We start from the raw sequence: 26,185 nt of genomic DNA, 5'->3' as shown, positions 1-26,185 counted from the left end.
CACCACAGCCAAGACAATTTCTCCAAGCGCATAGCCAAACCATTCTGCACGGCTTTTCGCATCCCCGTGGATCACATCACGTATAAACGATTCGGAAACGGATTGCCAAATTGCTTTGATGGTATCAATCGGATGGGCAATCGCATGAAACAAATTTTTTAATGTTTCAATGGGATGTGCTATGATATCAACGATCCCTTTGAGGGCATCCCAAAGGGCTTTACCCAATCCTTTAAAGAAGCTGCCGACCACAATCACAACCGACGTTAACAAGGACAAGATTTTCTCAAATGCTTCCAAGAAATCCGCTACTTTTTCCTTGGTCCAATGGATGAACTCTGAACCTTTCTCGCTGACCCACTCCCAGCCGTCTTTGAAAAATTCGGCCGTCTTGTCCCAGAATCCTTTTTCTTCGGCCTGTACTTCTGTGTTATGGATCGGTTGTTGCTTTTGCGGCGCGGGGGTGTGTTCAAACTGATCAAAATCTTCATTCACCTTAGGAACATCAAATCCCCCGGGTTCGGCATAACCCATGCCGCCAACCAAAGCCAATGACCCGGCCAACAGAATCAGAAGGGCTAAAAATGAGCGCAAAAACTTGTTCACGCCTGTCAAACCTCCCGTGAAATTTTTTCGTTGTTGATCTTTGGTTCCCTTCAATTTTTTTATAGCATTAAAAGGATATCGAATGTAAGTTCTATTTTTCAAGATCATTTAAATATTCGAAAAAATATCTAAAAAAATTTAACTTCCGAACGTAAACATCTTAATCACTTGGAATAATCAATTTACACTAAAAAATAAAAGCACGGAAACTTTTAATCAGCCCCCGTGCCATCAACCATCTGTTTCAAACGGATCAACCTGGCCAGGTTTTCGGCCAATTGCTCTGTGTACTTCTCCCCGTTTAAAAGGGCCGTTTCCAGTGATACGGTTCCCGGCACGATGGAGAAAAGGGCATCGATCCCGTGCCGGTACACCGCATCACAATCTTCTCCGAGCATCCCCGCAATGCCGATCACGGGAACCCCGTATTTTTTGGCCCGTTTGGCAACGCCGACGGGGGTTTTTCCATGGATGGTCTGGCCATCGATTTTCCCCTCCCCGGTGATGACCAAGGAAGCTTGGGCCATGTGTTTATCCAGTTGCACCGCTTCGGCCACCACATCGACTCCGCGCTTTAACGAAGCTCCCAAAAAAGCAATCAGTCCGGCGCCCAGTCCCCCCGCTGCTCCCGCTCCTGGAATCGGGTCAACGTCGATTCCCAAAGTTTCCTTCACCACTTGTGCATAACGGGACAGGTTAGCATCGAGGATGGCCACCATTTCCGGGGTGGCTCCTTTTTGCGGCCCGAACACGGCGGAAGCTCCACGCTTTCCGGTCAACGGATGATCCACGTCGCATGCGACTTCAATGTGCACTTCTTTTAACCGGGGGTCCAGCTGGCTCAAATCAATTGAATCAAGCTTGCTTAGTTCCCCGCCGCCAAATCCCAGCGGATTTCCGTCCCTGTCCAACAATCTGGCGCCCAGTGCTTGGGCCATGCCGGCCCCTCCGTCATTGGTCGCACTGCCTCCGATGCCGATCACAATCCGTTCCACCCTTTGGTCCAATGCGGCCCGGATCAATTCCCCCGTTCCTTTTGTCGTGGTCACAAGCGGGTTTCGCTTCTCTTTCGGAACCAGATGAATGCCGGAAGCCGCCGCCATTTCGATCACGGCCGTTTTTCTGTCCCCGGTGAGCCCGTAAAATGCCTCCACTGCGGTTCCTAACGGCCCGGTGACCGTTTCTTTTCGGATTTCCCCGCCGGTTGCATCCACCAGGGACCGGACGGTGCCTTCCCCTCCATCGGCCATGGGGACTTTGACATATTCGGCATCCGGCAACACCTGTTTGAAGCCTTTTTCAATAGCACAGGCCGCATCCATGGCAGACATGCTTTCTTTGAATGAGTCGGGAGCAATGACAATTTTCATGATTCCACTTCCTTTTCAAAAATTACGGAAAGACCTTGAAAACACCGAAGATCAAGGTGGATACGGCGGTTAACGTAAGCCCGATGAGGGATTCAAAGGGGATTAATTTCATCCGTTCCTTGATTCCCATCATCACACTGCCTCCGGTGGCATGGAAAAAGCTTCCGTGCGGCATATGGTCAAAAACGGTCGCACCGGCATGCACCATCGCCGCAGCTGCCAGTCCCGCCACGCCCATTTCCATCATCATCCCGCCAAACACACTGCCCGCTGCAACCGTACCGGCTGTGGTCGATGCAGTCGCCGCTGACATGAATGCCCCGGAAAACGGCGCCAATAAAAAGGCCGGGAGCCCGGCAGCCGTCAAAGCCTGAATAATCACATCCGACAAATGAGAGTTGGAAATAATCCCCGCCAAGGTTCCGGTACCAAGCAGCATGATGGCCACCCCGGACATTTTTTCAAGTCCGGCAATGGCATACTGATTGATCTGTTTGGCTTTCCCCATGATGAGAGCCCCGGTGATTCCTCCAACCGGCAAGGCAACCATGGGATCCATTTCAATCCCGGCCAGCGGGCGCAACGAGAGCAAGATTATGGCCGTAAGCGGTGCCACGATTGCCGGAAGCAACTTCGGAGGCCCGGTTTGGGCCGGATCCGAAAGACCGTTGAAGGACACCGGACTTCCCTTGCGGGAAAGCTTACATGCCGTGATGTACGTCACCAGGATGCCAAAGACAGCCGGAATCACCCCGGCGGCCATCACCGAGGTTAAAGAAACGTCAAATGCTTCGGCTGCTGCGATCGAGTTGGGATTGGGCGACATCAGATTGCCTGCCTTCCCGCCGCCGATCATGGCAATCAGGACGCCTGTTTTGGAAAAGCCGACCCGGCCGGCTATGGCAAGAGCAATCGGTGCCACAGTGATCACCGCCACATCAATGAACACCCCAGCCGCAGTGAGCAGCATGGTTGCAATGGCCAGAGCCAACAGCGCTCTTTTCTCCCCGATCCAATCCACCGTTTTTTCGGCAATGGTCGTTGCCGCTCCGGACTCCATCAACACTCCGGCCAGAATCCCCGCCGCCAGGATCCGGAGTGTGGCCGGAATCATTCCTTCAGCTCCTTCCATCATCAATGAAACCGTGTCAGGGAGAGATGCCCCGCCAATCCATCCGCCGGCCAACGCACCGGCCACCATCCCGTACGCGGGCGGCACTTTCCGAAGGATCAAAATCACTGACATGACAAGTGCAATCACGGCTCCAAGAGCACTGACTTCCATTCCTGTTCATCCCCTTGTCTGTCCTTGGTTTTATTCCCATTGTACACGGTTTCATTTATAAAAACATTTCAGATTATCATGGTATTTCACTTTTTATAAATAATCACCACTGAAAAAACATAGCAAAACCCCATCTTTTACACATGGGGCCTGTTTCATTATTCACCTGCCTTGGAGTCACACGCCATGACTTGAACCTTTGGAGGAAATTCCGATAAAACCTCAATCACGTCGTTTGGAGTGATAAAAACATAATGCTCCACCTCTCGCGGATCATAAATTCCCATACTTTGTTCAATAAACCATGTTAAATAGGCGGAATTCTTCACTTTAAACATCGTCCATCGGCTGTAAAAAGGATCGCGATATTGTTCATCCAATTGATACCAGGTTTTCAAAAGCGATCCTTCGTCTGTGTTCCGATAAGACAGCACACCATTTTCAAACCAAACCCTCACCTTTCTTTCATGGTTTTCATCACTAAACTCCAACAGAACCCCTTCATGATGATCCAAAAACAAATCATTGTACAGCCTTGCCGGAATCCCGCGAACCGGCTCCCATCGCTCCCAACTTTCCATGAAATCCTACTCCCCTATTTTTTATTCAAAGGATGGATCGGATCCATGCATCGTTCAATCCCTTTTTACTTCTCCACTTTTTTCTGCGCTTTGCACTTGATATATTCTTCTCCCCATGCGCACATTTGGTCCAAGACCGGCTTTAACGACCAACCGAATTCATTCAATTCATAAACCACTTTCGGAGGCACTTGGTTATAGACAATGCGGTTGATCACACCGTCCTTTTCCAATTCGCGCAGTTGTTGGGTCAACATTTTTTGCGTGATCTTCGGCATGGCTCTTTTCAATTCGCTTGTCCGCATCGGTCCACGGGTCAAATGGCAAAGGATGACGGTTTTCCATTTTCCGCCGATCACTTCCAAGGTCGCCTCAACCGGGATATTATAAGATTTCTCTTCCGTTTTCACAGTACTCCTCCTTCCCTTCGATCGCCAATGAAACTTCTGCTTCATAAGGTTACCCAAAAGTGCCTGTGTTACCGGAAAGTATCTATATCACTAAAAAGTACGTACTTCCAAAATATAAGTATATGTTACATAATAAGTGCCACGGCTGTCGAGAACATTCGGCATCCGGACCAAGTCGTTATCATCAGCCTGGATCGAGGAGAGATTACTCATGGAAAAAAGAAGACTGGGAAACAGTAACTTAATGGCCTCTGTGATCGGCTTCGGAGCCTGGGCAGCCGGAAAAGCCGGTTGGGGAAACGTGGACGAGCAGGAAATCATGGAAGCCATCCAAACGGCATATGATCACGGGGTCAATTTTTTCGACACCGCGCCTTTCTACGGTTTCGGGGAATCCGAACGCATTCTCGGGAAAGCCCTGAAGCCCGTCCGGGACAAAGTGATCATCGCCACCAAGTTCGGCTTGGTTTGGAACGAAAAAGGGGACTTTGTCAAGGATGCCAGCCGGAAAAATATCCTGCGCGAAATTGACCAAAGCCTGAAAAACCTGAACACAGACTATATCGATCTGTACCAGGTTCACTGGCCGGATGATCAAACCCCGATCGAAGAAACCATGGAAACCCTCAATGAACTTGTGGAGAAAGGAAAAGTCCGTTATATCGGCGTCTCCAACTTCTCCGTGGAACAAATGGAAGAAGCCCGCAAATACGCCAATGTCGTCTCTCTCCAATCCCTGTACAACCTGCTTCAACGGGATGTGGAAAAAGCAGAGTATCCCTATACGGAAAAAAACGGAATGGGCTTTATTCCTTACAGCCCTCTGGCCCAAGGACTTCTTACCGGCAAGTTCACCCCCCCAATCACCTTGTCTTCAAATGATGTCCGGCGGCAATTCAATCCGCTTTTCCAAGAAGGGCGTTTTGAAGAAAATCTGAAAAAAGTGGAGAAAATCCGCACCGTCGCTGAACGTTACAACAAACCGACGGCACAAGTCGCCGTAAACTGGCTTTTGGCCAAACCTGCGGTCACCACCGTGATTACCGGCGCCAAAAACAAAGAGCAAATCATGCAAAATATCGCTTCGAGCGAATGGAAACTGACCGGCGAAGATGTTGCACGGCTTGACAAGCTGACCGCCGTCTGAACAACACAAACAAGAAAGGGGAATGATCCATGGACCTCTTTTTAAAGGAAAAAAAAGTGCTCGTGACCGGTTCCACTTCCGGAATCGGAAAAGCAACCGCCCGACTGCTTGCTCAAGAAGGGGCCACCGTCCTCTTTAACGGGCGCCGGGAAGAAAAAGTGCAACAAGTCATCAAAGAGATCCAATCTTCCCAGCCCGAAGCATCACTGGAACCGGCCGTTGCCGATTTGAGCTCCAAAGCCGGATGCAATGAAATCATCCAAAAGCATCCGGAAGTCGATATTTTGATCAACAACCTCGGAATCTTCGAGCCGGCTGATTTTTTTGAAACCGGAGATGAAGAATGGCAAAAGCTGTTTGAAACCAATATTTTAAGCGGGCTTCGTTTATCCCGCCATTACCTCAAAGGAATGCTTGAGCGAAATGAAGGAAAAATCCTCTTTATTTCCAGTGAAGCTGCCATCATGCCATCTCCGGAGATGGCCCATTACAGTGCAACCAAAACCATGCAACTGTCGATCTCCAGAAGCTTGGCGGAATTAACCCGGGGAACCAACGTGACCGTCAATACAGTCATGCCCGGATCCACGCTGACCGAAGGCGTGGAAAAACACATCCAAAAGCTATACCAAGGAGAAACCATGTCTTTGGAGGAAGCGGAACGTCGTTTTATGAGCGAACACCGGCCGAGCTCCCTGATTCAACGGCTGATCCGCCCGGAAGAAATTGCCTCTTTTGTGGCATTTTTGTGCAGTCCCCGTTCCTCGGCCATCAATGGCGCTTCGCTCCGGATCGACGGCGGGCTGGTTCATACCATTTTTTAAACTCATCAATACAGGGCAGTCTGTCCGAAAGCAGCACTGCCCTCATATGATCTTTCCTTGCCGGTTAATCAAAAACAAACCGGCAATAATAAAAACCATTCCCAAACCGGCCATAAACGACAGTTGATTTTTAAAAATGATGTAATCCAGCAGTGCGGTGACCGGCGGGACAGCATACAACAAGCTGGTGACATTTGTCAGATTTCCTTTTTGGATCATGAAATACATCATCATGGAAGCGCCAACCGAGATCACCAACGCCATCCAAAACAAACTGATCAAAAAGGTGGAGTTGCATTGAACATGCCATCCTCCAAAAAACGGGAGAAACATTGAAACAACCAAAATACCTCCGGAATATTGAATGGCCATGTTGACCGGCTGACTGATATGAATTTGCTTTTGCATAAATGTACCGGTTGTGATACAGACCAAGCACAAAATGGCGCTGATTAAGCCATATAAAGTGAAGTTTGGCTTTGTGATATTATCAAAAACAACCAAAATTAATCCGCTTAACCCTAAAAAAAGCCCAAACCACTGTTCATATCTGGTTTTGTTTTCCCCCAAAAAAGCTGTAATGATTGGTTGTGCACCCAAAATAATTGCCAACATTCCCGGAGACATGTGTTGATCCAGTGCAAAAAAATAAAAAATTTGGTATCCGGCTTGCAACAGAAGCCCCGTAACTACAATGTACCCCCATTCTTTTATCGTTTTCGGGTAAATGAATCGGCTCATCAAACAAATGCCCCAGAGTAATGCCGTTGATAAAAGAAAACAAAGAAACACAAACGTGAAAGGATTGGCATACTTCAAACCGAGTTTGACGAAAATTGCTCCACTGCTCCATGTCAAGATAAAACTGACAGGCAAAACCCATTTCCAACTGTTTAACGCTTATAAAGGGAGAGGTTGCAATGGAATATTCTTTTTCACCTTCACTCACCTCATTAAGGTCATAGAATCCAAAAAACATTTCCTTACCGGCAACCTGTAAAAAGAAGCAGTGCTTTTTGCGCACTGCCCTTCACTGATTCAAAATCCCTCGCAAAGTATGAATTTGGTTCAATTCGTATTGATAATCACATTGCTCCTTAAAACATTCTGTCATCGTTTGAAAAAACATCTCTGCCCCATCCAACAATGCTTCCAAAAAAGCTTTTTTCGGCAAGACGGCTTCCACTTTGTCATTGGCTTGCAACCGGTAAAGGACCCAATCCTTTGAAATCGATTGAATGGACAGCTTGACGGGTTGATCCGGAAATAACGTTTCTCCTTCCCCGGTTTTTACCACCTGTTCCATCACATCGAGAAGATACCCCCACAATTGGTCAACCAAATCCCATGCATCCACATCCAACAAAATCTGATCCGAATCCAAATCAATCAATTCAATGGCGCCATGAATATAATGGAAATCGATCTCACTTTTCATCCCGATTAACTCATCCGCATTGCCGATTGCCACAAAGTAATCATTTCTCTTTTGCTTTAACTGTTTTAAATCAGTGATCTTTTTTCCAGGCTTTAGAATCAACGAATTTACATAGAACAATTAATCCACCTACTCTTCAGGATAAAATTGGCCCACTCTTCCCCTGTTGAAACCGACTACATAATTTTTTCCTTTGTAAGTTCCTCTGATTTGATAAGAAAACTTGGTGCCTTTTTTGATTAAAGTTTCCCGATTCTGTTGCATGATGGTTTCAATTGCGCTCACAATCTCATCCGTTGTCATGTCCTCGTCAAAAAACGTTTGCTTCTGTTTCACGCTTCCATCCCAATATTTCGGGTGATGCCTTTCCAAGATGTGTTTCATGCCGCTTTTATCCAACAGAAACGTCTCATTCCCAAACTGATAAGTTTTGCTCTGGAAGTCCTTCAGTTCATTGACTACTTTATGTGGATCTGCTTTTTTCGGTTTCTTGGTGTTGCATGAGAGCAACAGGATCATGCCCGTATAATTGTCTGCCGGCTGCTCATACGCCACCGATTTCATCCCGCATTGAACCACTTTCATAATAGCCGGGAAGATTTTGGGAATCCCAAAGAAGGAAAGGCCTGCGAGCGATACACCGACTGCACCGGAAATCAGCGTTTTCCAATTCAAATTGAATTTGTCAGCAAAGGCGAGGACCTTATTTTTCCAAAAATCAGCAGTAAACACCTTTGGCAATTTCCCAAGCACCTCGTCGGCTTTTTGTCCCATCCGGCTCGCTTTGGCCGCTTTCCCAACTTTATCCAATCCTTTGGTTCCAAACACCGCCAAACCAATTTCTCCAAAAACATAGCCAAACCATTCCGCACGGCTTCGGGCATCCCCGTGGACCACATCGCGCATAAAAGATTCCGAAATGACTTGCCAGAGAGCTTGGGCGGTTTCAACAGGATGGGTAATGGCCTCATACAGACCTTTTAATGTATCGATGGGGTGTCTTATCATATTAAAAATTCCTTCGACTGTGTCATAAACCGCCTTCGCAACCCCTTTTAAAAAGCTTACAGCCACGATGACAACCGATGTCAACAAGGACAAAATTTTCTCAAACGCTTCCCAGAAGGCCTCTGCGGTTTCTTTCACCCAATCCATAAAGGCCGAACCTACATTGACCAACCAATGCCAGCCTTCTTTGACTGCTTCCTTCGTTTGGTCCCAATATCCTTTTTCTTCAGTCTGCACTTGTGTTTCATTGACCGGCTGTTCTTTTTGCGCATCCGGCTTGTTTTCAAACTCTTCAAAATCTTCTTTCACTTCAGGGACTTCAAAGCTGCCGGTATTCGGGTCCGCATATCCCGTACCACTTCCCAATACACCCAATCCGGTCAACATCATAAGAAGGACAACCAACCAATACCGGTGCGTTTTCACGCCTTGGCACCTCCCGCAGACGTAAACCCTTGTTATCCACTTTGAATATAAATATCATAGCGAATTTAAATTCTATTTTCAATATAATGTCAATATCAAAAAATATCTCGAATTTCTTTTACGAATTAACAAGCCAACCATGTGGTTAATACATAAATTTTCAGGCTGGTACATCCATTAAATCTTTATAATTTCTTTATTTTTTCCTTTCATAATGCTTTTGAACTCCGTTACCAATGGTGTATTCAAGCATTACGAAAGGATGATCCAAATGGAAAATTCCATTTTAGAGACCAAAAACCTGTCAAAGTATTACGGCAAAACTTTGGCAGTAAACAAGATTTCACTCCAGATACCGTCTGGCTCCATTTATGGTTTGTTAGGGCCTAATGGTGCAGGAAAAACCACCACTTTAAAAATGTTAACCGGCCTTTTTCAGCCCAGTAATGGTGAAATCAAAGTGTTTGGAGAACCTTGGCGAAGAAAGCATCTTAAACGTATGGGCGCTCTTATCGAAGCTCCGGCAGTGTATGGAAATTTGACCGCGACAGAAAATCTGGAAGTACACAGGCGTTTGCTCGGTGTACCCGTTCAACGTATATACGAGGTCTTGGAAATGGTTGATTTAAAAAATACAGGAAAGAAGCGAGCCTCCCAATTTTCGTTAGGTATGAAACAAAGACTTGGAATCGCGATTGCCTTATTAGGGAATCCGGAGCTTCTAATTTTGGACGAACCCACCAATGGATTAGACCCCATCGGAATCCAGGAACTGCTGAAACAAATTGTTTCCTTCTCAAAGCAAGGAATTACGGTGATCTTGTCAAGTCATATCCTTTCACAAGTGGCTCAAATCGCTGATTATATAGGAATTATAAGCGAGGGGGAATTAAAATATCAGGGTCCGTTAAAGCGTGGAGAAGATTTGGAATCTCTTTTCATGCAAATGGTGACAGGCACAGGACAGAATGGAGGAATTGCTTAATGATCAACGTCATCCGTGCCGAATGGTTAAAAACGAAACGTACATTTTTAAGAAGGTTTACCATCTTGGCTCCCATGTTTTTAATTTTGATTGCAGTCGTACAAAAACTATTTATGCCAGTGGACTATTTACGCCCTTGGGATGAACTTCTATATCAGATATTCAATTGGAGTCCGGTCACTTTTGTTCCAATGGGAATTGCACTCATGGCTTCTTTAACACAGGTTCAAGAAAAAAGAGCTGGAAATTATCGTAATCTGCGTACCCTTTCCCTTCCTCCAGCTGTCATTTGGACAGGTAAACTGATAATTTTGGCAATCTATTTTTTAATTGCAACGATCCTGATTCTATTCGTTACCATTTTAGTGGGAATCATTAGTGCAGAAGGAAGTATCCCTTGGATTCAACTTTTCTCTGCCGGATCCATTATGTGGATTGCTTCGCTGTCAATCATTCCGTTGCAGCTGTGGGCTGCAGTCTGTCGGGGAACTGTTGCAAGCATGTCATTAGGTATCGCGGGATTAATCATGGGAGTAATCATGGCTCCTTCCTCAAAATGGGCGCTCATTCCTTGGAGTCTGCCGATTCGACTGATGTGTCCCACAGTCGGTGTTCATCCCAATGGAATTCCATTAAAAGCAGGAGATCCACTACTTGATGAATCAGTCATCCCTACAGGTATAGCCATTTCAATAGGAATGACAATCATTTTTTCTTTGCTCACAGCACTATGGTTTCAGCGAAAGGAGATAAGCTGATGAATTCACCGGTTTTCCTGAGAATCCTCAAATCCGAATGGTTAAAAACCAAGCGTTCTCCGGGGCGATGGATGATTTTCATCATTCCGGTTTTGACTGCCATGATATTTATTTGGTATTTTTCCAAATTAACCTTATCAAATGACATACAGGTTAAAATTTATCAGTCCTTTTTTGAGTTTTGGACGGCGCTGGTCATCCCTGTCGGTACTGGCGTGTTAGCCGGATTAATTGTACAGCAGGAGGAATTTGCAGGGAATTTTATTGCTCTTCTCGGAAGTCCATTTTCGCGGACATCCCATTACTTGGGGAAACTGGTAATTCTGATTTTACAAACGATTGTCAGCAGCATGTCAGCAGTCTTCAGCTTGCTCTGCGGATTGAAGCTGTTTTTAGAGATCGATGTTCCATATTCCCACTTTTTATTGGCTGTATTAACCACTGAAGCTGGTCTTCTCCCACTTCTGGCTTTACACCTTTGGATCGGGATGGCATATGGATTTGGTGCAGCAATTGGTTTAGGAAGCGGAGGAGTAATATTGGCGGCTTTAGTCGGGGCAACCTCTCTGGGAAACAAAATCTGGCCATTCGTACCATGGGCATGGCCGGTACGGCTGTCACTCATGCCAGGACATTTCTTCCCGGGGATGGATCTTCCAACATCCATCACATCTTTAACGTTCTTTTGGCATCAAACGCTGATGAGCGTGGTTTTAAGTGCCCTGTTATTTGTATTTCTTGTGACAGGAGGGAGCATTTGGTTTAATAAATGGGAAGGAAGAAAGATTCCGGACTAAACTATCCACATGGAGGAGTTCATTCTGAAAAACAAAATCCTTATTATTGATGACGAACGGGAGATTGTTTCGTTTATGCGCGATGCACTCCTTGATGAGGGATATGATGTCTTAACCGCCTATAATGCAGAACAAGCTTTAAAACAAATCAATGTTGCCCCGGATCTGATCATCTTGGATGTCATGATGCCGGAAGTGGATGGATTTGAACTTTGTCCAAAGCTGCGCGAACGCATTAACTGCCCCATCATTTTTTTGAGTGCACGTCAAAGTGAAACAGACCGGATCAAAGGGTTGGCAGTCGGTGGAGATGACTATCTGATAAAACCGTTTAGTATCAGGGAATTGAAGGCTCGCGTTCATGCTCATTTGCGAAGAGAAAAACGCCAATCGCATAAACAAGAAACCATTCTGAGGTTTGGCAAGCTTGAAATTGACCTGTCCGGCCACCAAGTCAACGTGGAGGATAAAGAAATCTCTTTAACAAGAAGGGAATTTGAAATTCTTGAATTTCTGGCACTGCACCCAGGCCAAGTGTTTTCCAGGGAGCAGATTTATGAGAAAGTATGGGGTTATGATGCTACAGGCGATGATACCACCATTACGGAACATATTAAAAAAATCAGGTCCAAGATTTATGCAGCCGATCCAGATACAGAGTACATTTCCACGGTTTGGGGAATCGGGTACAAATGGAAGTGTAACCGATGATCAATAAATTTTCTTTAAAAACTCAATTCATCATTTCTTTTGTCGCGGTGATCACTCTCAGTCTCTTGGCAACTCTTATAACTCAAGGTTTAATCATCGGGTTATGGCTAAAATTCGGAGACTATTTCATGTTACCGGCCAACCATTATGAAAAGCAACTCCCTTCCATTCACCGTTTCATCCACAGTCAAGGCAAAGATCTTCTATTAATTGAAAACAAGGAACAACTTGAAAAGGTAATACCGAGCGAAGGCTTTAAATATCAAGTTCTGGATTCCAAAGGAAAGATCCTGTATGGCTCGATTTCGGAACCAGTCAGCTCAAGCACGCATGATTTGATTTTAAAACTGAATACCAAATTATCACAAGACAATAAAATCAGGGAGTTCCTTCCTTTAACTGACGCCAATGGCACATTCAGCGGAGCCATTGTCATTGAATATGCGTTAGAACCCATCATGACACGCTCTTGGTCCAAAATCATCTTTTTTTTCATCATCTTCTTGTTGATTATATCTCCGTTTATTTACATTTTACTGTTTACTTTAATTTTCGCCCGGCGATTCGGCCGGTCCATTCATGAACCTGTCCAGGCGCTGATTGAGGGTGCACATCGAATCCAGCAACGTGATTTGGACTTTTCCTTGGACTATCAGGCGGATAACGAAATTGGAAAGTTAACGCGCTCCTTTGAGAAAATGCGTTTGGCTCTGAAAGAATCCCTACTGCGTGAATGGCGCTTGGAAGAAGAAAGAAGAGAGATGATTTTGTCCATCAGCCATGATCTAAGCACACCCCTGACCATTATTCAAGGCCATGTACAAACTTTACTTGACGCAAGACACCTCCAACCGGACCGTGTCCAGAGATACCTCAAAGTTATTGATCAAAATACTCAATTTGTAGGTCAACTCGTAAAAGAACTAAATGAAATCTCCAAAATTGAAGAACCCAATTTTACAATAAATCCTGAATGGGTCGACATCGTTCCTTTTCTTGAAACAAAAGCCGAGGAATATGAATGGATGTGCAGGCAACAAAAGATCTCTTTTGAATTCACCTGTGAAGATAAACGATCCAAACGACTGCAATCCTTGGATTTGGAAAGACTGGGTCAAGTCTTCAATAACCTGATGTCAAACAGTATAAGATTTACACCAGCTCAAGGAAAAATAACATGGCATGCACACCTGGAAAATTCAGTCATGAAATTCACATTATCAGATACAGGCCCGGGATTTTCGGCAAAAGACATACCTCATTTATTTAAAAAGTTTTATCAAGGAGACCCGTCACGAGGAGAAAAGGGTCACTATGGTTTGGGTCTGTTCATTTCCCAAAAAATCATCCACAAACATAATGGTGTGATTAAAGTGGGAAACACGCAAGAAGGCGGTGCAAAAATAAGCATAACGATTAACTGCTGAATCCAAAGGCAGGAGCCCCAACAAACCGGGTGAATGTTTGGGGGCTCTCCTATTATTCTTCAGATGCTGGTTGTATGATTGTCAAACTCCATGATCCTTCGAGAGTCAGTCTAATTTTTCAAGAGAGTTTCGCCATGAGGCATACTTCATAGGATTGGGTATACCGTATATAAAAGCAGATAGCTCATTCAATCAAAGCGAGGAAAAATCCCTTTTGGGCAAATATCATTGCTTCTTTTTCAGCGAAACACAATGAGTGCAACTCAGAAAAATCCGGAAATCTATAAAATGATGCATACAAAAATGAATATCCTGATATATACTTAATCTGCATATTCATTCAACAAATGATATTTAGTCACCTTTTGGAATCGAACAGGAATTTGATCCTCGATGATCCGGTATTTAATTTCAACCACTGCTTTTCACTTCCTTGCTGTGTGAGAAATAAAAAACATTAAACCAGCGACAAAAGATAATTTAATAATTCAGGTTTCTTATGCAGATAAATATAGGATTGCGGAGCAGAAGTATTAAATTCATTCTTCAAAATTGTCAAATCAACCTCTTTCTTCAACGGGTGTATATTTTTAATTGGCAGAGCCATTCTCCCCGGTTTTTGTCCATGAATAAATTCTTGGACACCAACACCTTCATGACCGACCAAATCTTTTGGCTCCCAGATGGGTTCATCCAACTCAAGCAAGGCTTTTATTGCACCAATTGGCTTTGTAACATAAATAAAAGCATTTATTTTCTTGTTTGGGAACCGGTTTCTGAATTCATGCTTTTTCTTCCCTGCCATAATCAGTTCATAAAACTGTGGCTTTAAACTAATTAAAATGTATTCTTTTTCATCAAAACGTGTTGATTGTTTCACTCAATTCCCCTCCAATTAAAAAAACGGCCTAAATCCAGAGAAATACGATTATCTTGATTGCCGGGAGCTAAACCAGACATTGATCAGTTCCCATCCTTCTTCACCCAAACGAAGCCCGTTTTCATGGTAAGTTTCGTCATTATAAGCTTTATCGTTCAATCGAATCCCTCGATTTCTCCAATCATCAAAGCGGTATCGGTCGAACGCTTTCAGTTCATCCAAGTCTTCGATGATTCGATATTTGATTTCAACCACTCTTTCCTCTCCCTGCCGTCCAAAGTAACTTGGTGTAAGCTTATATGTTCCGTTAGAATGAAAGTGATAATTTCCTCTCCTTCTGTAGTTGTATATGTACACTTCATAGTTATTGGACGACTGCTCTTTCTACGTACCAAGAGTGATAAAATCCGCCAAAATCTTCATTCATGCACTGCTCCGCTCCTTGGTGACAAAAATCCGAACCGCTTTTCGTTATGCAGTTCGGATTAATGAATTTACCTTTATTATTCATCTACAAATAGTCCAAAATCTGTTACCAAACAGCAAACCTCATTATTCTCATCATATCCCCAATAAGAAGGATAAAACCCATCACCCAATCCGCTTTTAAAAGCAATGATATTCAGCGATGAGTCTATTTCAAAATTACACCAATCTCTTGTAGGTGCATAATTTTTCTCCATTTCTGCCAAAAGGAGATCTTCATACTGCGGGTTGTCATCCAAAATGCTAATATATTTTCGAAAAGTTTCTTGGTCTGCAAAACTGCCCGTGCCACTATTCACCGGATACCCATAGATCTCATCTTCTTCCAATTTGCTTAAATCTTGTCCATCTAATAATGCCATTTCCCAACGAATGGCCCGGCTGTTTTTGAATTTGATTTTTGCAGCTCCTATTCGTTCGTCACCATCATCGACATAATGAACAATATTTAATATCACAGGGTAATTTCCTGAAGGAATTTCTTTAACAAATGGATCTGTGTCGGGTAAAAAAGGATCACATGCAACAATTTTACCTGAAGGCAGGTTTAATGTTCCTATGTTAATGTTTTTGGTTTTTCCTTTTCCTATACTTGTCTCAAATATCACATCATCTTGAAAAAAGTAGCAAAAATCCGGCACCTTGATTTTCATCAAACTCAATCCTTTCTACCAATCATTACCACTAAGCAAACTTGAAATTATACTTCCCACCCGCAGTCCCTCTTTACCATAAAAAATCTCCGAAACCCTTACTTATCCCGGCTTCTTTTTTTCTTTTACATCCCTTTTAAAAAATGTGATTTGGCTTTTTCTTTTTGATTTTTTATGAAGTAATTTGTATAGATCTTCTTCAATCTCACGATAAATGTAATTCTGCATTCGCATCAAAATCAAAAGAGCTTCCAAATAGTCCGGTTTCACTTCGACAGCCTTTCTTAAGCAATTGATGCTTTTCTCAAAATCACCAATAGGAGACTCGAAAACCAATACACTCAACCGGACCCATGCTTCCACGTCATCGGGATATTTTATTAAATGCTGATCCAAAATTCTTTCAATTTCTTCTTCAAGGGCACCTTCTTCATGCAATTTTAATGATGAATTCATTTTAATATTCTCTCCTTAGAGAATTCCATGTTGTTTCACCACTTCTTCTGTCCGGCGAGCTTACCCTATTTTGACAAACTCTTTGTGGATGGAATCGTAATCGATATCAACTCCTTCCGTTTTTACAAATACAATGGATTCTTCCAGTGAAAGTGCAATAAACCGGGTTATATCCACATTGACCGTATCCACACCATCCGGAATGGTGTCCGGATCATTCTTAATTTCCAAACAATATCCTTTCTCTTCTTGAAGAATCTTTATCTGAAGTCCCAAAATGGTACGTTCCAGTTGTAAAACCGGACCTTGTTCATTTTTCAGGAGATTAAAAGGCAATCCACCACACAATGCTTTGGAGATGATTCTCCCCACTTCGTGAAGATCTTTATCGGAATTAAACGGGAGATGACAGATAAAGTAAGGAAACTTATTCTTTATCTTTTGCTTCGCTGACAGGTTATCAGGATGTGTTTCCTCTTCATCGATATCTAAATCAATATATCCATCCTCTTCTAAGATTTTATCCCTGATTTCTATTCCTTCCGTCCCTTTAAGCAGAGTTGCAACATATCCCGTAATATCGAGGTTTTCCCCCCTTATTACCCCTTTCGTTCTATTTATTGCAGAATAAAGAATTGGATAATTAACAATATCCAAAAAATAATATCGCTCTTCATCACCTATTAATAATTCCCAATCTTCTTCATTAAAACCTGCAACGATGATTTCAAATCCTAAAATGGGACTGTCGATATATATGGCAGGAATTTCCTTATAAATGTAGTCTTCCAACCCTCCAAAAGGTAAACCGCCAAATAATTGGTTGGATATCATCTCCGCTATTTCATGTATATCTGTTTCATGTATATCTTTTTCTGTATAAATTGGAAGTTGGCATTCAAAATACGGGAATCCATTCATCGTTTTTCCTCCTGACTTTTCATGGTCATAATCTGTATGATTTTCCTCCTTGTCTTTTGCAGAAAAAGGAAATTTTTCGTTACACCTCCATAGCGCTGAACCCATGAAAAAGACAGTGCTTTCCAGCACTGTCACCTGCTTATCAAAACAACTCAGGACAGGATTTTATTTTTTGATTATATCAATTAACCCCTTCTTTTATCAATTTATAAGTTACAGATGATAAAGATAAATGGATCCCCTTAATTTTTTCATTGATATATTCATGATAATCGAATACAAGAGGATCCAGGCCACCATTCACCCGGTAGATCTGCCGGACATTTTTCATTCCTTTTAAAAAAAGTGATTTAGCTTTTTCTTTCTGACCTTTTTCTTCATAGTAATTTCCTAATGCAATATAATTCAACACATATTTTGGATAAACTGTAATCGATTTTTCTAAATGACGGGCATATTCTTCATCCATCTTTTTGCATTCAAAGTACCACGCTTTGGCGAACTCAATCAACGATCGCTCCTCACGACTCCTTGGCTGATAGTGATGAAGCAATTTGTATACATCTTCGTCAATCTCAGCATACGCAGTATACTGCATTCTCATCAAAATCAAAAGAGCTTCCAAGCAATCCGGTTTCACTTCGACAGCCTTTCTTAAACAATCCACACTTTTCTCAAAATCCCCAATAGGTGGCTCGAAAACCAATACACCCAACCGGACCCATGCTTCCACATCATCCGGGTATTTTATTAAATGCTGATCCAAAAATCTTTCAATTTCTTCTTCATGGACACCTTCTTCATTTAATTTGGTGATCTTCTCCGCTAAAGATGAATTCATTTCAAACTCACTCATTAAGAAAATCCAAGATCAATCACTTTTTTTCACTGGACTGATTCGATCAGTGTATTCCCTTTTCCTTATCCAATTTAATTAATGCCATCACTTATTCGTTTTGCTTTTTTTTGAAATAAACCATATATATAATCTCCTTTTCGTCGATCTACACAGGCTGTTACCTCAGTCAATGGGCAAATTGGATCCAATCCTGAAATCAGAATAACCGGTAATTCGTAGTACACATTATTTGAATCATCTAAAAAAAGTTTCCACTTGCCATTTAAATTTTTTCGATATACTTGCCCTACGTATCGTGCTAAAGAATCTAACTTTCTTTTTTCAGTTTCCTTCAGAATATCTCCCACTGTGGGATATGTTTTTAAAATCCACTCTTCTAACCGAAGTAGTGATTCGGGACTATAATCAAGCATCAATTGTGCAGGCATTTCTTCAATCAATTCATCGAGCCTGTCTCCCATTTCCATCAACCAATATTGAAATAATCGGTTCATTGTTTCCCCCCTGATTTTTCATGAACCTCTTTCTTGTATAGCCAGACCTTGTTTTCATTTTCCAAGAACTATTTCTTTAAATAACGATCCATCTCTCTTCCCAACAGCAAATGATCTTAAATTCCTTGTCATCGCGATCATTTCTTATATTCTTTGTCCAGTATAAGTATTGGCTTTTCATGAATAAACAAGTATTCTTTTCTGCGGGTCTGGGAAATCAGCTCAATCTTCCTGATGAGTCTTGCATAAGGAACATGTTCCTTCATTTTTTTCATGACCTCTGGAAGATTCTTCAGTTCATTCAACCTGATCAAGACGGAATATTCTCTGAAATTTCTTTCCTCCCAATCCTCATCCACATAATTGTAATAAACTCGTATTTCCTGAAAATCCCCAAGTTTCGCCTTATAGTACTCTCCCTAATAACTGCTTTCACGATACTCGAATTGAATTTTTAAGGCTTTTTCCAAATCGTTTTTAACTACCCGCAACGATTTGTCAGCTACACCATAAATCATATACTCATACATCATCAGTTGACCCCCATTATACTTGGCCAACCGCTCATGACAAGAGATTGGACATGACATTCTTGCTAAATCAGCATATCCTATTAATCATTTGATCAACCAAATAAATTTTAGGGTCATAAAATAGGAGCCATTCTCTCAAAATGACTCCAAAATCCAAATACTATTAATCATCACTTGGCGGAGGTATAATAATTGGCTGATATCTTAGTACCTTTTCAACGATTTCTTCTGGAGTAAGTTTATTATCACTCCAATAAATCAACCTCATTAATTCTTTAAAATCAGGTACTGATTTTTCCAATAATGACAAAATCTCAGTCTCTTCTTCTTCAGAGAATTCTACATTGATTAGCTTTCTAACTGTAACTATTAATTCTTCTTTTGATTTGATGAATTTGTCCATTGTAATCTCCCCCCTCTTCTTAGCGCCCAAAGCGGTAATTGCCGCGTTCTTCTAATTGATATTTAACTTTCGGGAAAGAGTGCTGGCGGCATTTTTTCAAAAGTCTTTGGTAAACACTTTTTGTACGGGGGCGGGCAGTTTTTCAAGCAAACTTCTTCCTTTCCGCCAGTTGTTTTTGGTTTTACTTCATTTTCTCCTTGGATTCAAATTCACTTTTGTTCAAACAAAACCCCCCAACACTGCACATGCAGTTGGGGGCTCTGTTTATTTTTCTTTATAGCAATTTTAAAAAGCCAAGGGGCATTGTCATCTTCGACAACCTTATGCTTAATCTTATATTCCCCAGCTTTCCTTGATTTCCTTTAACAGTCGGGTCACTTCTTCTTTTCTTTTCGGGTGACTTGAAATATACTCTTGTGCACGTTTATACACATAAGGATAAAACTCCTTAAAGTCCATGTATCCGATGGTATCTTCCTCAGCAGCCGGATAATACATGACCAGAGCAACTTCATTTTCTTGACAACGGAAACGTTCCCATTCATCAAAACTTTGCCGAAATAAAATCATCACTTCTTCTATACCAAAACCTCTTTTGTTTTTAAAGTTGTTTAAACAATCCACAAAATTAAAATTTCCAACCAAACTAAAAAAATGCTGATACATAATTCTTTTTCTTCTATAGTTTCCATGACTTTATAAGTTTCTTCTTCAAAATTGCACATTTCTCATTACTCCTCAACAAACACTGGATAAAAATTTTTTATTTTCCCCTGATTATCCAGATAACCAACAAATTTCATTCCATTCTTGCTATATCCTTTGACTGTTCTTCCTTTAATTCTTTTATTAGATAATCCTTCAGCCACGGCTTCTTTTCCCCATAGAATATCCGATAAATTTTAGGATCATAAACAGTCAAACCTTCTCCAATAAAGAATCACCTTTGATTTGCTTTCTTCACTTCCTCAAACCAAGAAATAAAAATATCTGGTGGAGCTAGCTCTTTGGTATCAGACCAGACTGGATCATACTGATATCTTGCTCGAAGTTTATTCTCTTTAGCATTATAATGAATTTTGATTTCAGTTGGCATATCTCTGTTAAATTCTTGACACTTCTTGTGAATCTCCTCTAAATAACCCAGTCCGATTTTAAGCATACTCCTTTGTCTTTCTCTTGAAACATCTAACCTTTCACGTTGTCCCTCTTCCAATGTTTCGTTTAACCGGTGTTTATGAACCACCTTCCCGTTCATTTTATAAAACACGTTAAATGAATACATTTTATCTTCATAAGAGCAGTAAATATAAATCTCATCTGCTTATATAATCTGCATACTCTGCACAAATAGCCACTATTTCACCCTGTAACTCCGAAAAGTAATCTTCAAATACTTTTTCCATAAATTAATCACCCTTATTTATACCTCTTCGTATTACTGCAATAAAAGCCTAAATTGGCCCGAAACGAAGAAACAACCGCATCAGCCAAAAGTTTTTCAGGGGTATATTCCACCCTTGGCATTAAAATACATGCAGGAATTCCCATATTACTTTAACTTCCTTATTATCTAACATGTACTACCTTGATTTTACTCACAAAGCCTTTATCTGCATAAAAATGTTACATACAAAAAGCAGCCCGCTATTACAGGCTACTTAGGAATGAATCACAGGAGAATTGTTTGCTTTCTTCACTTCTACACATTCTTTTTTAAATAATCCAAGATGACTGAGCGATCTTCTTCGGCTTGTTCATAACCTTTGTCATAAGCATAGCGAGTTACTGTTTCTTTAGATAAACCTAAAATCATCTGTTTATAAAATTCCGTAAAACCTTGAACCAATACGAGAAAAAATTCTTTTTTAGGTAAACACCAATTTTTATCCTCAATTGAAAATAAAACAAACCCTTTTTGCAATATTTTCAAATTCATTCTTACCGGCTGATCCGGAAAGTAATATGTACTTTCTTTATGTTCAATAGCCTCTAAGGTTAAATTGAGAAGATAATCCCAAAGTTGATCAATTAAATCCGAATAATATTCTGATAGAACAGGTTCATCATAATAGCTTAATTCAATGTAACCCTCTAAATAACGATGATCCAGATAAGGATCTAATTTCTTCAACAAATCCGTATTTGTGACCTCAATGGCTTTTTCCTTTAATGAAGGAACTACTATAATTCCTTTTGATTCTAATATATCTGGATCCGGGATGTTTTCCGGTACAAAGATATAAGATCGGACTTTGAACATAAAACCCAGCTCCTTATACCAAGATATCATTATAATTTTTATTCTACTTTTGGATATAATTGACCAACTAAACGAATTATTCTTTCATTCGAATTATTAATTTCTCTTACAAAACCTACTACATATTTAACCCCATCGATACTTATTTCTTCATTTATACCTAATTGAAATTGTGATCTTTTTTTAGCATTTTGACTAATAATTTCTTTTTCTTGCTTGATAATCTTGTTTAGTATCTCTTCAACATTCTCGGCTGTCATTCTGCTTGGAATTAAGGTATTTTGGCTTTTGTTTTTCCGTACATTTGGATTAAAGTATTGTGGATGATGGCTTTCTAATATATGTTTCATTGCTTTTTTATCTATAGTAACAAATATATTACTATCAACCTGAATAGAAATACTTTTAAAATTTTTTAAGTAATTATTCAATTTATCTGGATTTGCGGATCTGATTCTTCCATCTTCTATCCATTTTTTCATTTGTTCTCCTGGTATATTCACAGGAGAATCCGGCAATGCCAAGTCTTTCCCGGTTACACTGTTACGTTTTTTGCCAAGAATTTTTTCAAAGTATTCTTGATAGGCTTGATTCGAATTTTGATTAGGCAAAGGAGTATTTTTGATTAAATCATTTCTTTGGGCTAAGTTTATAGTTTGGTTACTCCTGCCTCGTTCACAACTCCCTCTAGGCAACAGCATCATGGCCACATAGCTGTCTGCCGGTTGTTCATAAACCAGGCAATCCAGCTTTTTGTATACCTTCATGGCCGCAGGGGCAATTTTGGGGATTCCAAAGTATCCAAGCACTGTGAGTGCCGTTCCGGTTACACCGGTAATTGCCGCGTTCTTCCAATTGATGTTTAACTTGCGGGAAAGAGTGCCGGCTGCATTTTTCCAAAAGTCTTTGGTAAACACTTTTTGTACTTTTTGTACGGGGGCGGGCAGTTTTTCAAGCAAACCGCTTCCTTTTCTCGCCAATTTGCTTGCCCTTGCCATTTTGCCGACTTTGTCCGCACCTTTGGTTCCCACCACAGCCAAGACAATTTCTCCAAGCGCATAGCCAAACCATTCTGCACGGCTTTTCGCATCCCCGTGGATCACATCACGTATAAACGATTCGGAAACAGATTGCCAAATTGCTTTGATGGTATCAATCGGATGGGCAATCGCATGAAACAAATTTTTTAATGTTTCAATGGGATGTGCTATGATATCGGCGATCCCTTTGAGGGCATCCCAAAGTGCTTTACCCAATCCTTTAAAGAAGCTGCCGGCAAGGCAATCCGCCAAATATCATGTCCTTGGCTGAACACATGAAAAAGACAGTGCTATCCAGCACTGTCACCTGTTGATTAAAATAACTCAAGATTTTATTTATTGATTACATCGATTGAGCCTCTTCTTTTATCAAATCATAAGTTTCAGATGATATATGTATACCCTTAATTTTCTCATCAATAAAATCATGATAATCGGCTACAAGAGGAGACGGATCAACATTCACCCGGTAGATCTGCCGGACATTTTTCATTCCTTTTAAAAAATGTGATTTGGCTTTTTCTTTTTGATTTTTTTTCAAATAGTATTTCCCTAATGAAATATGATTCAACACATATTTTGGATAAGCTGAAATCGATTTTTCTAAATGACGGGCATATTCTTCATCCATTTTTTTCCTTCAAAATACCACGCTTTGGCATACTCAATCAACGATTGCTCTTCACGGTTCCTTGGCTGATAGTGATGAAGCAATTGGTATACATCTTCATCAACCTCACGATAAATGTAATTCTGCATTCGCATCAAAATCAAAAGGGCTTCCAAATAGTCCGGTTTCACTTCGACAGCCTTTCTTAAGCAATTGATGCTTTTCTCAAAATCACCAATAGGGGGCTCGAAAACCAATACACCCAACCGGATCCATGCTTCCACGTCATCCGAATGATGCGCCACATGCTGATCCAAAAATCTTTCAATCTCTTCTTCATGGGCACCTTTTTTACTCAATTTGATTATTTTCTCCGCTAAAGATGAATCCATTTCAGACTCTCTCCTTAAGGAATTCCAGGATGTTCAATCACTTTTTCCACCGGCCTGATTCGATCAGTGTATTCCCTTTTCCTTATCCAATTTAATTAATGCCATCACTTATTCGTTTTGCTTTTTTTTGAAATAAACCATATATATAATCTCCTTTTCGTCGATCTACACAGGCTGTTACCTCAGTCAATGGGCAAATTGGATCCAATCCTGAAATCAGAATAACCGGTAATTCGTAGTACACATTATTTGAATCATCTAAAAAAAGTTTCCACTTGCCATTTAAATTTTTTCGATATACTTGCCCTACGTATCGTGCTAAAGAATCTAATCTTCTTTTTTCAGTTTCTTTAAGAATATCTCCCACCGTGGGATATGTTTTTAAAATCCACCCTTCTAAACGAAGTAGTGATTCCGGACTATAGTCAAGCATCAATTGTGCAGGCATTTCTTCAATCAATTCATCGAGCCTGTCTCCCATTTCCATCAACCAATATTGAAATAATTGGTTCATTGTTTCCCTCCTGATTTTTCATGAACCTCTTTCATAAAGCTGGTATGATTCATTAGTCCCTCGGGCAAAATTGAATCATAGTCCCCAAATTCAACCATGTTACGGAAGTAATCACTTACATCCTTTGTATGCTCAGATACCTCACGGAGTTTATTTTTTTACCAAATACCTTTTTCGTATACTTTCCATCGGCTTCATAAAGATAGGAAACTAAATTCCCATCTAAACGAACTCTTCTTTCTTTTAAAAATAAACCGTTATCCACTTTAATAAATGCATCAGAATGAATATGTTCAGGATTTGAATCAAGATAAATGATTCCACAATAAGACAGATTAAAGTTCATTTTAACGACATACTTCATCTTTTCGTCCCGACAACATAAGGCATTTTCTTCTCATGATATCTTTTGGCTTCTTCTTTGGAAGTGGTAAACCTAATTCCTTATAACGGAAGTTCCAAAACCTTCGAAATTCATCTTTAATCACCCTATCTAAATTAAATATATTCCCTTTTTCATCTCTAATCGTTATACTTCTTTCTCTAGCAAAATCAAAAATTTCTTGTGGGACATTCTTTAGCAATCCGCCAAATATTTGGTAGGTAATCATCTCAGCTGTTTCGTGTATGTTTTTATCTGTATGAAAATGTTACATATAAAAAGCAGCCTGCTGTCTACAGGCTGCTTAGGAATGGCTCACAGGAATTGTTTTCTTTCTGATTTCACTTCTACACATTCTTTTTTAAATAATCCAATATAATTGACCTTGCTGTGAAACATTCTTTATATGTTTTGGCATACCCATATCGGATGGCATTTTCTTTAGACAGCCCCAAATTCATATGTTTAAAAAAATCAATCCCTCCATCAATAATTGTCAGGAAAAAATCCCTTTTGGGCAAATACCATTTTTTCTCCTCTAACAAAAATAAAACAATCCCCTTTTGCAATATTTTCATTTCCATTTCTAGTGGACGATCCGGAAAATACCCTTTACTTTCTTTATCGTAAATAGCCCTTAAAGTTAAATCAATAAGTTCCGCCCAAAGCTGATCAATAAGATCAAATTGTTTTTTTGATAAAATAGGTTCTTGATAATAATTTAATTCTATATGACCATCTAAATAATTATGATCAAGATAAGGATCGATTTTTCTTATTAAACTTGTTTCAGTAACTTCAATTTCATCAGGTACATCCAGATCTGGAGCGTCTATGGGTAAATAAATATAAGAATGAACCTCAAACATTAAAAACATCTCCTTAAAAATTGAGAAATAGTAGTTATATATTATTTTACTTTAGGGTAGAATTGGCCGACTCGACGGATTACTTTCCCATTGGAATAAATATTATCTTTAAAGCCTACTACATATTGAATACCATCAACTTCAATTGCATTTATTTTACCTACCTGAAAATTATATGGTTTTCTTGCGTTTTTACGAATATTTTCTTTTTCTTGTATAATAATCATTGTTAGCACATCTTCGACGTCTTTTTCTGACATTTTACTTGGCAATAGAGTAGTATCTTTATAGTCCCCACTTCTAGTTGTTCTTACTTTTGGATTAAAGTACTTTGGATGATGACTTTCCAATATATGTTTCATTGCATTTTTGTCTAAAGAAATAAATATATTACTATCAACTTGAACGGTGATATTTTTGAAATTCTTCAAATAATTATCCAGATCATGTGGATTTGCAGCCCTGATTCTTCCGTCTTCCATCCATTTTCTCAATTGATCTCCAGGTATATTCACTAAGGAATCTGGCAATGCCAAGTCTTTCCCCGTTACACTGTTTTGTTTTTTGCCAAGAATTTTTTCAAAGTATTCTTGATAGGCTTGATTCGAATTTTGATTAGGCAAAGGAGTATTTTTGATTAAATCATTTCTTTGGGCT

General features: G+C 40.6%; 32 protein-coding genes and 2 pseudogenes. 7 read left to right on the top strand and 27 right to left on the bottom strand.

The genetic code is table 11. The annotated features are described in order from the left end of the window. From I8U21_RS14440 to I8U21_RS14420, 5 genes and pseudogenes are all read right to left on the bottom strand, one after another. Nucleotides 1-606 (bottom strand): annotated as a pseudogene (locus I8U21_RS14440) (hypothetical protein); the annotation flags it as partial. Nucleotides 607-818: 212 nt separating this feature from the next. After that, complete coding sequence (locus I8U21_RS14435) at nucleotides 819-1,976, bottom strand: glycerate kinase (protein WP_181733078.1); 1,158 nt, start codon at nucleotides 1,974-1,976, stop codon at nucleotides 819-821. 22 nt (nucleotides 1,977-1,998) lie between these two features. Next, nucleotides 1,999-3,261, bottom strand: coding sequence for a GntP family permease (locus I8U21_RS14430; RefSeq protein WP_198054174.1), 1,263 nt, complete (start codon nucleotides 3,259-3,261; stop codon nucleotides 1,999-2,001). Nucleotides 3,262-3,419: 158 nt separating this feature from the next. Further along, a complete protein-coding gene (locus I8U21_RS14425; protein ID WP_181733077.1) occupies nucleotides 3,420-3,842 on the bottom strand; it encodes a hypothetical protein in 423 nt (140 codons plus the stop codon). 65 nt (nucleotides 3,843-3,907) lie between these two features. Continuing rightward, nucleotides 3,908-4,252, bottom strand: a complete 345-nt coding sequence (locus I8U21_RS14420; RefSeq protein ID WP_309544840.1) for a winged helix-turn-helix transcriptional regulator — start codon at nucleotides 4,250-4,252, stop codon at nucleotides 3,908-3,910. 211 nt (nucleotides 4,253-4,463) lie between these two features. On the opposite strand from I8U21_RS14420, the gene I8U21_RS14415 reads away from it, so the two are divergent. Together I8U21_RS14415 and I8U21_RS14410 are read left to right on the top strand one after the other, a co-directional pair. After that, the gene (locus I8U21_RS14415) at nucleotides 4,464-5,399 is read left to right on the top strand and encodes an aldo/keto reductase (RefSeq protein WP_181733075.1); all 936 of its coding nucleotides are present in this window, start codon (nucleotides 4,464-4,466) and stop codon (nucleotides 5,397-5,399) included. A 29-nt stretch (nucleotides 5,400-5,428) separates the two neighbouring features. Then, nucleotides 5,429-6,223, top strand: a complete 795-nt coding sequence (locus I8U21_RS14410; RefSeq protein ID WP_198054173.1) for an SDR family NAD(P)-dependent oxidoreductase — start codon at nucleotides 5,429-5,431, stop codon at nucleotides 6,221-6,223. Nucleotides 6,224-6,265: 42 nt separating this feature from the next. Here I8U21_RS14410 and I8U21_RS15215 read toward each other — a convergent pair whose 3' ends face one another. The 3 genes from I8U21_RS15215 to I8U21_RS15365 all read right to left on the bottom strand — a co-directional run bounded on the left by I8U21_RS15215 (nucleotide 6,266) and on the right by I8U21_RS15365 (nucleotide 9,095). Continuing rightward, the gene (locus I8U21_RS15215; RefSeq protein ID WP_370527098.1) at nucleotides 6,266-7,042 is read right to left on the bottom strand and encodes a DMT family transporter; all 777 of its coding nucleotides are present in this window, start codon (nucleotides 7,040-7,042) and stop codon (nucleotides 6,266-6,268) included. Between the two features lie 211 nt (nucleotides 7,043-7,253). Further along, nucleotides 7,254-7,781 carry a hypothetical protein gene (locus I8U21_RS14400; RefSeq protein ID WP_181733072.1) on the bottom strand — a complete coding sequence of 176 codons (528 nt, stop codon included), beginning with the start codon at nucleotides 7,779-7,781 and terminating at the stop codon, nucleotides 7,254-7,256. Between the two features lie 9 nt (nucleotides 7,782-7,790). Beyond that, nucleotides 7,791-9,095 carry an EndoU domain-containing protein gene (locus I8U21_RS15365; protein WP_198054172.1) on the bottom strand — a complete coding sequence of 435 codons (1,305 nt, stop codon included), beginning with the start codon at nucleotides 9,093-9,095 and terminating at the stop codon, nucleotides 7,791-7,793. A gap of 271 nt (nucleotides 9,096-9,366) precedes the next feature. Here I8U21_RS15365 and I8U21_RS14390 point away from each other — a divergent pair, with 271 nt between their 5' ends. From I8U21_RS14390 to I8U21_RS14370, 5 genes are read left to right on the top strand one after another with little or no spacing between them, the layout of a single operon-like run. After that, entirely contained in the window at nucleotides 9,367-10,080 is a 714-nt protein-coding gene (locus I8U21_RS14390; RefSeq protein WP_198054171.1) for a lantibiotic protection ABC transporter ATP-binding protein, read from the top strand. Continuing rightward, the gene (locus I8U21_RS14385; protein WP_181733069.1) at nucleotides 10,080-10,838 is read left to right on the top strand and encodes a lantibiotic immunity ABC transporter MutE/EpiE family permease subunit; all 759 of its coding nucleotides are present in this window, start codon (nucleotides 10,080-10,082) and stop codon (nucleotides 10,836-10,838) included. The genes I8U21_RS14390 and I8U21_RS14385 overlap by 1 nt, the downstream gene beginning before the upstream one ends. Next, nucleotides 10,838-11,635, top strand: a complete 798-nt coding sequence (locus I8U21_RS14380; protein ID WP_181733068.1) for a lantibiotic immunity ABC transporter MutG family permease subunit — start codon at nucleotides 10,838-10,840, stop codon at nucleotides 11,633-11,635. The genes I8U21_RS14385 and I8U21_RS14380 overlap by 1 nt, the downstream gene beginning before the upstream one ends. Nucleotides 11,636-11,644: 9 nt before the next feature. Next, on the top strand, nucleotides 11,645-12,346 hold the full coding sequence (locus tag I8U21_RS14375) for a response regulator transcription factor (RefSeq protein ID WP_181733067.1): 702 nt from the start codon (nucleotides 11,645-11,647) through the stop codon (nucleotides 12,344-12,346). Continuing rightward, on the top strand, nucleotides 12,343-13,773 hold the full coding sequence (locus tag I8U21_RS14370) for a HAMP domain-containing sensor histidine kinase (protein WP_198054170.1): 1,431 nt from the start codon (nucleotides 12,343-12,345) through the stop codon (nucleotides 13,771-13,773). The genes I8U21_RS14375 and I8U21_RS14370 overlap by 4 nt, the downstream gene beginning before the upstream one ends. Nucleotides 13,774-14,230: 457 nt before the next feature. On the opposite strand, the gene I8U21_RS14365 is transcribed toward I8U21_RS14370, so the two are convergent. The 19 genes and pseudogenes from I8U21_RS14365 to I8U21_RS14275 all read right to left on the bottom strand — a co-directional run. Then, nucleotides 14,231-14,653, bottom strand: a complete 423-nt coding sequence (locus tag I8U21_RS14365) for a hypothetical protein (RefSeq protein WP_037996393.1) — start codon at nucleotides 14,651-14,653, stop codon at nucleotides 14,231-14,233. Nucleotides 14,654-14,701: 48 nt separating this feature from the next. Then, nucleotides 14,702-14,908 (bottom strand): hypothetical protein, encoded by a 207-nt coding sequence (locus tag I8U21_RS14360; RefSeq protein ID WP_181733065.1) that lies wholly within the window; start codon nucleotides 14,906-14,908, stop codon nucleotides 14,702-14,704. 248 nt (nucleotides 14,909-15,156) lie between these two features. Continuing rightward, on the bottom strand, nucleotides 15,157-15,792 hold the full coding sequence (locus I8U21_RS14355) for a DUF4241 domain-containing protein (RefSeq protein WP_052186776.1): 636 nt from the start codon (nucleotides 15,790-15,792) through the stop codon (nucleotides 15,157-15,159). Between the two features lie 102 nt (nucleotides 15,793-15,894). Further along, nucleotides 15,895-16,248: a tetratricopeptide repeat protein gene (locus I8U21_RS14350; protein WP_198054169.1), complete on the bottom strand. Its 354-nt coding sequence runs from the start codon at nucleotides 16,246-16,248 to the stop codon at nucleotides 15,895-15,897. 60 nt (nucleotides 16,249-16,308) lie between these two features. After that, nucleotides 16,309-17,298, bottom strand: a complete 990-nt coding sequence (locus I8U21_RS14345; protein ID WP_198054168.1) for a hypothetical protein — start codon at nucleotides 17,296-17,298, stop codon at nucleotides 16,309-16,311. Between the two features lie 52 nt (nucleotides 17,299-17,350). After that, entirely contained in the window at nucleotides 17,351-18,025 is a 675-nt protein-coding gene (locus I8U21_RS14340) for a tetratricopeptide repeat protein (RefSeq protein ID WP_181733061.1), read from the bottom strand. Between the two features lie 74 nt (nucleotides 18,026-18,099). After that, entirely contained in the window at nucleotides 18,100-18,522 is a 423-nt protein-coding gene (locus I8U21_RS14335; protein ID WP_198054167.1) for a hypothetical protein, read from the bottom strand. A 696-nt stretch (nucleotides 18,523-19,218) separates the two neighbouring features. Continuing rightward, entirely contained in the window at nucleotides 19,219-19,458 is a 240-nt protein-coding gene (locus I8U21_RS14330) for a hypothetical protein (protein ID WP_037996385.1), read from the bottom strand. Between the two features lie 333 nt (nucleotides 19,459-19,791). After that, nucleotides 19,792-20,124, bottom strand: coding sequence for a ribonuclease toxin immunity protein CdiI (gene cdiI / locus I8U21_RS14325; protein ID WP_156473350.1), 333 nt, complete (start codon nucleotides 20,122-20,124; stop codon nucleotides 19,792-19,794). 65 nt (nucleotides 20,125-20,189) lie between these two features. Continuing rightward, nucleotides 20,190-20,327 carry a hypothetical protein gene (locus tag I8U21_RS14320; RefSeq protein WP_198054166.1) on the bottom strand — a complete coding sequence of 46 codons (138 nt, stop codon included), beginning with the start codon at nucleotides 20,325-20,327 and terminating at the stop codon, nucleotides 20,190-20,192. Between the two features lie 71 nt (nucleotides 20,328-20,398). Next, a complete protein-coding gene (locus I8U21_RS14315) occupies nucleotides 20,399-20,716 on the bottom strand; it encodes a DUF600 domain-containing protein (protein WP_370527097.1) in 318 nt (105 codons plus the stop codon). Between the two features lie 444 nt (nucleotides 20,717-21,160). Next, nucleotides 21,161-21,721, bottom strand: coding sequence for a hypothetical protein (locus I8U21_RS14310; protein ID WP_198054165.1), 561 nt, complete (start codon nucleotides 21,719-21,721; stop codon nucleotides 21,161-21,163). A 38-nt stretch (nucleotides 21,722-21,759) separates the two neighbouring features. After that, nucleotides 21,760-23,013: a hypothetical protein gene (locus I8U21_RS14305; RefSeq protein ID WP_198054164.1), complete on the bottom strand. Its 1,254-nt coding sequence runs from the start codon at nucleotides 23,011-23,013 to the stop codon at nucleotides 21,760-21,762. A 91-nt stretch (nucleotides 23,014-23,104) separates the two neighbouring features. After that, complete coding sequence (locus I8U21_RS14300; RefSeq protein WP_198054163.1) at nucleotides 23,105-23,392, bottom strand: hypothetical protein; 288 nt, start codon at nucleotides 23,390-23,392, stop codon at nucleotides 23,105-23,107. Continuing rightward, entirely contained in the window at nucleotides 23,365-23,763 is a 399-nt protein-coding gene (locus I8U21_RS14295; RefSeq protein WP_198054162.1) for a tetratricopeptide repeat protein, read from the bottom strand. Before I8U21_RS14295 ends, I8U21_RS14300 begins: the two co-directional genes overlap by 28 nt. 91 nt (nucleotides 23,764-23,854) lie before the next feature. Then, the gene (locus I8U21_RS14290) at nucleotides 23,855-24,277 is read right to left on the bottom strand and encodes a hypothetical protein (RefSeq protein ID WP_198054161.1); all 423 of its coding nucleotides are present in this window, start codon (nucleotides 24,275-24,277) and stop codon (nucleotides 23,855-23,857) included. 347 nt (nucleotides 24,278-24,624) lie between these two features. Next, nucleotides 24,625-24,888 carry a hypothetical protein gene (locus I8U21_RS14285; protein ID WP_198054160.1) on the bottom strand — a complete coding sequence of 88 codons (264 nt, stop codon included), beginning with the start codon at nucleotides 24,886-24,888 and terminating at the stop codon, nucleotides 24,625-24,627. Nucleotides 24,889-25,006: 118 nt separating this feature from the next. Then, on the bottom strand, nucleotides 25,007-25,528 hold the full coding sequence (locus I8U21_RS14280; RefSeq protein ID WP_121873905.1) for a hypothetical protein: 522 nt from the start codon (nucleotides 25,526-25,528) through the stop codon (nucleotides 25,007-25,009). A gap of 41 nt (nucleotides 25,529-25,569) precedes the next feature. After that, a pseudogene (locus I8U21_RS14275) lies at nucleotides 25,570-26,185 on the bottom strand (hypothetical protein); the annotation flags it as partial.

Source organism: Thermoactinomyces sp. CICC 23799 (assembly GCF_016055145.1).
Classification (GTDB): domain Bacteria; phylum Bacillota; class Bacilli; order Thermoactinomycetales; family Thermoactinomycetaceae; genus Thermoactinomyces; species Thermoactinomyces intermedius.
The sequence above is the reverse complement of the archived record's forward strand: the minus strand, read 5'-3'. Positions and strand labels throughout refer to the sequence as shown.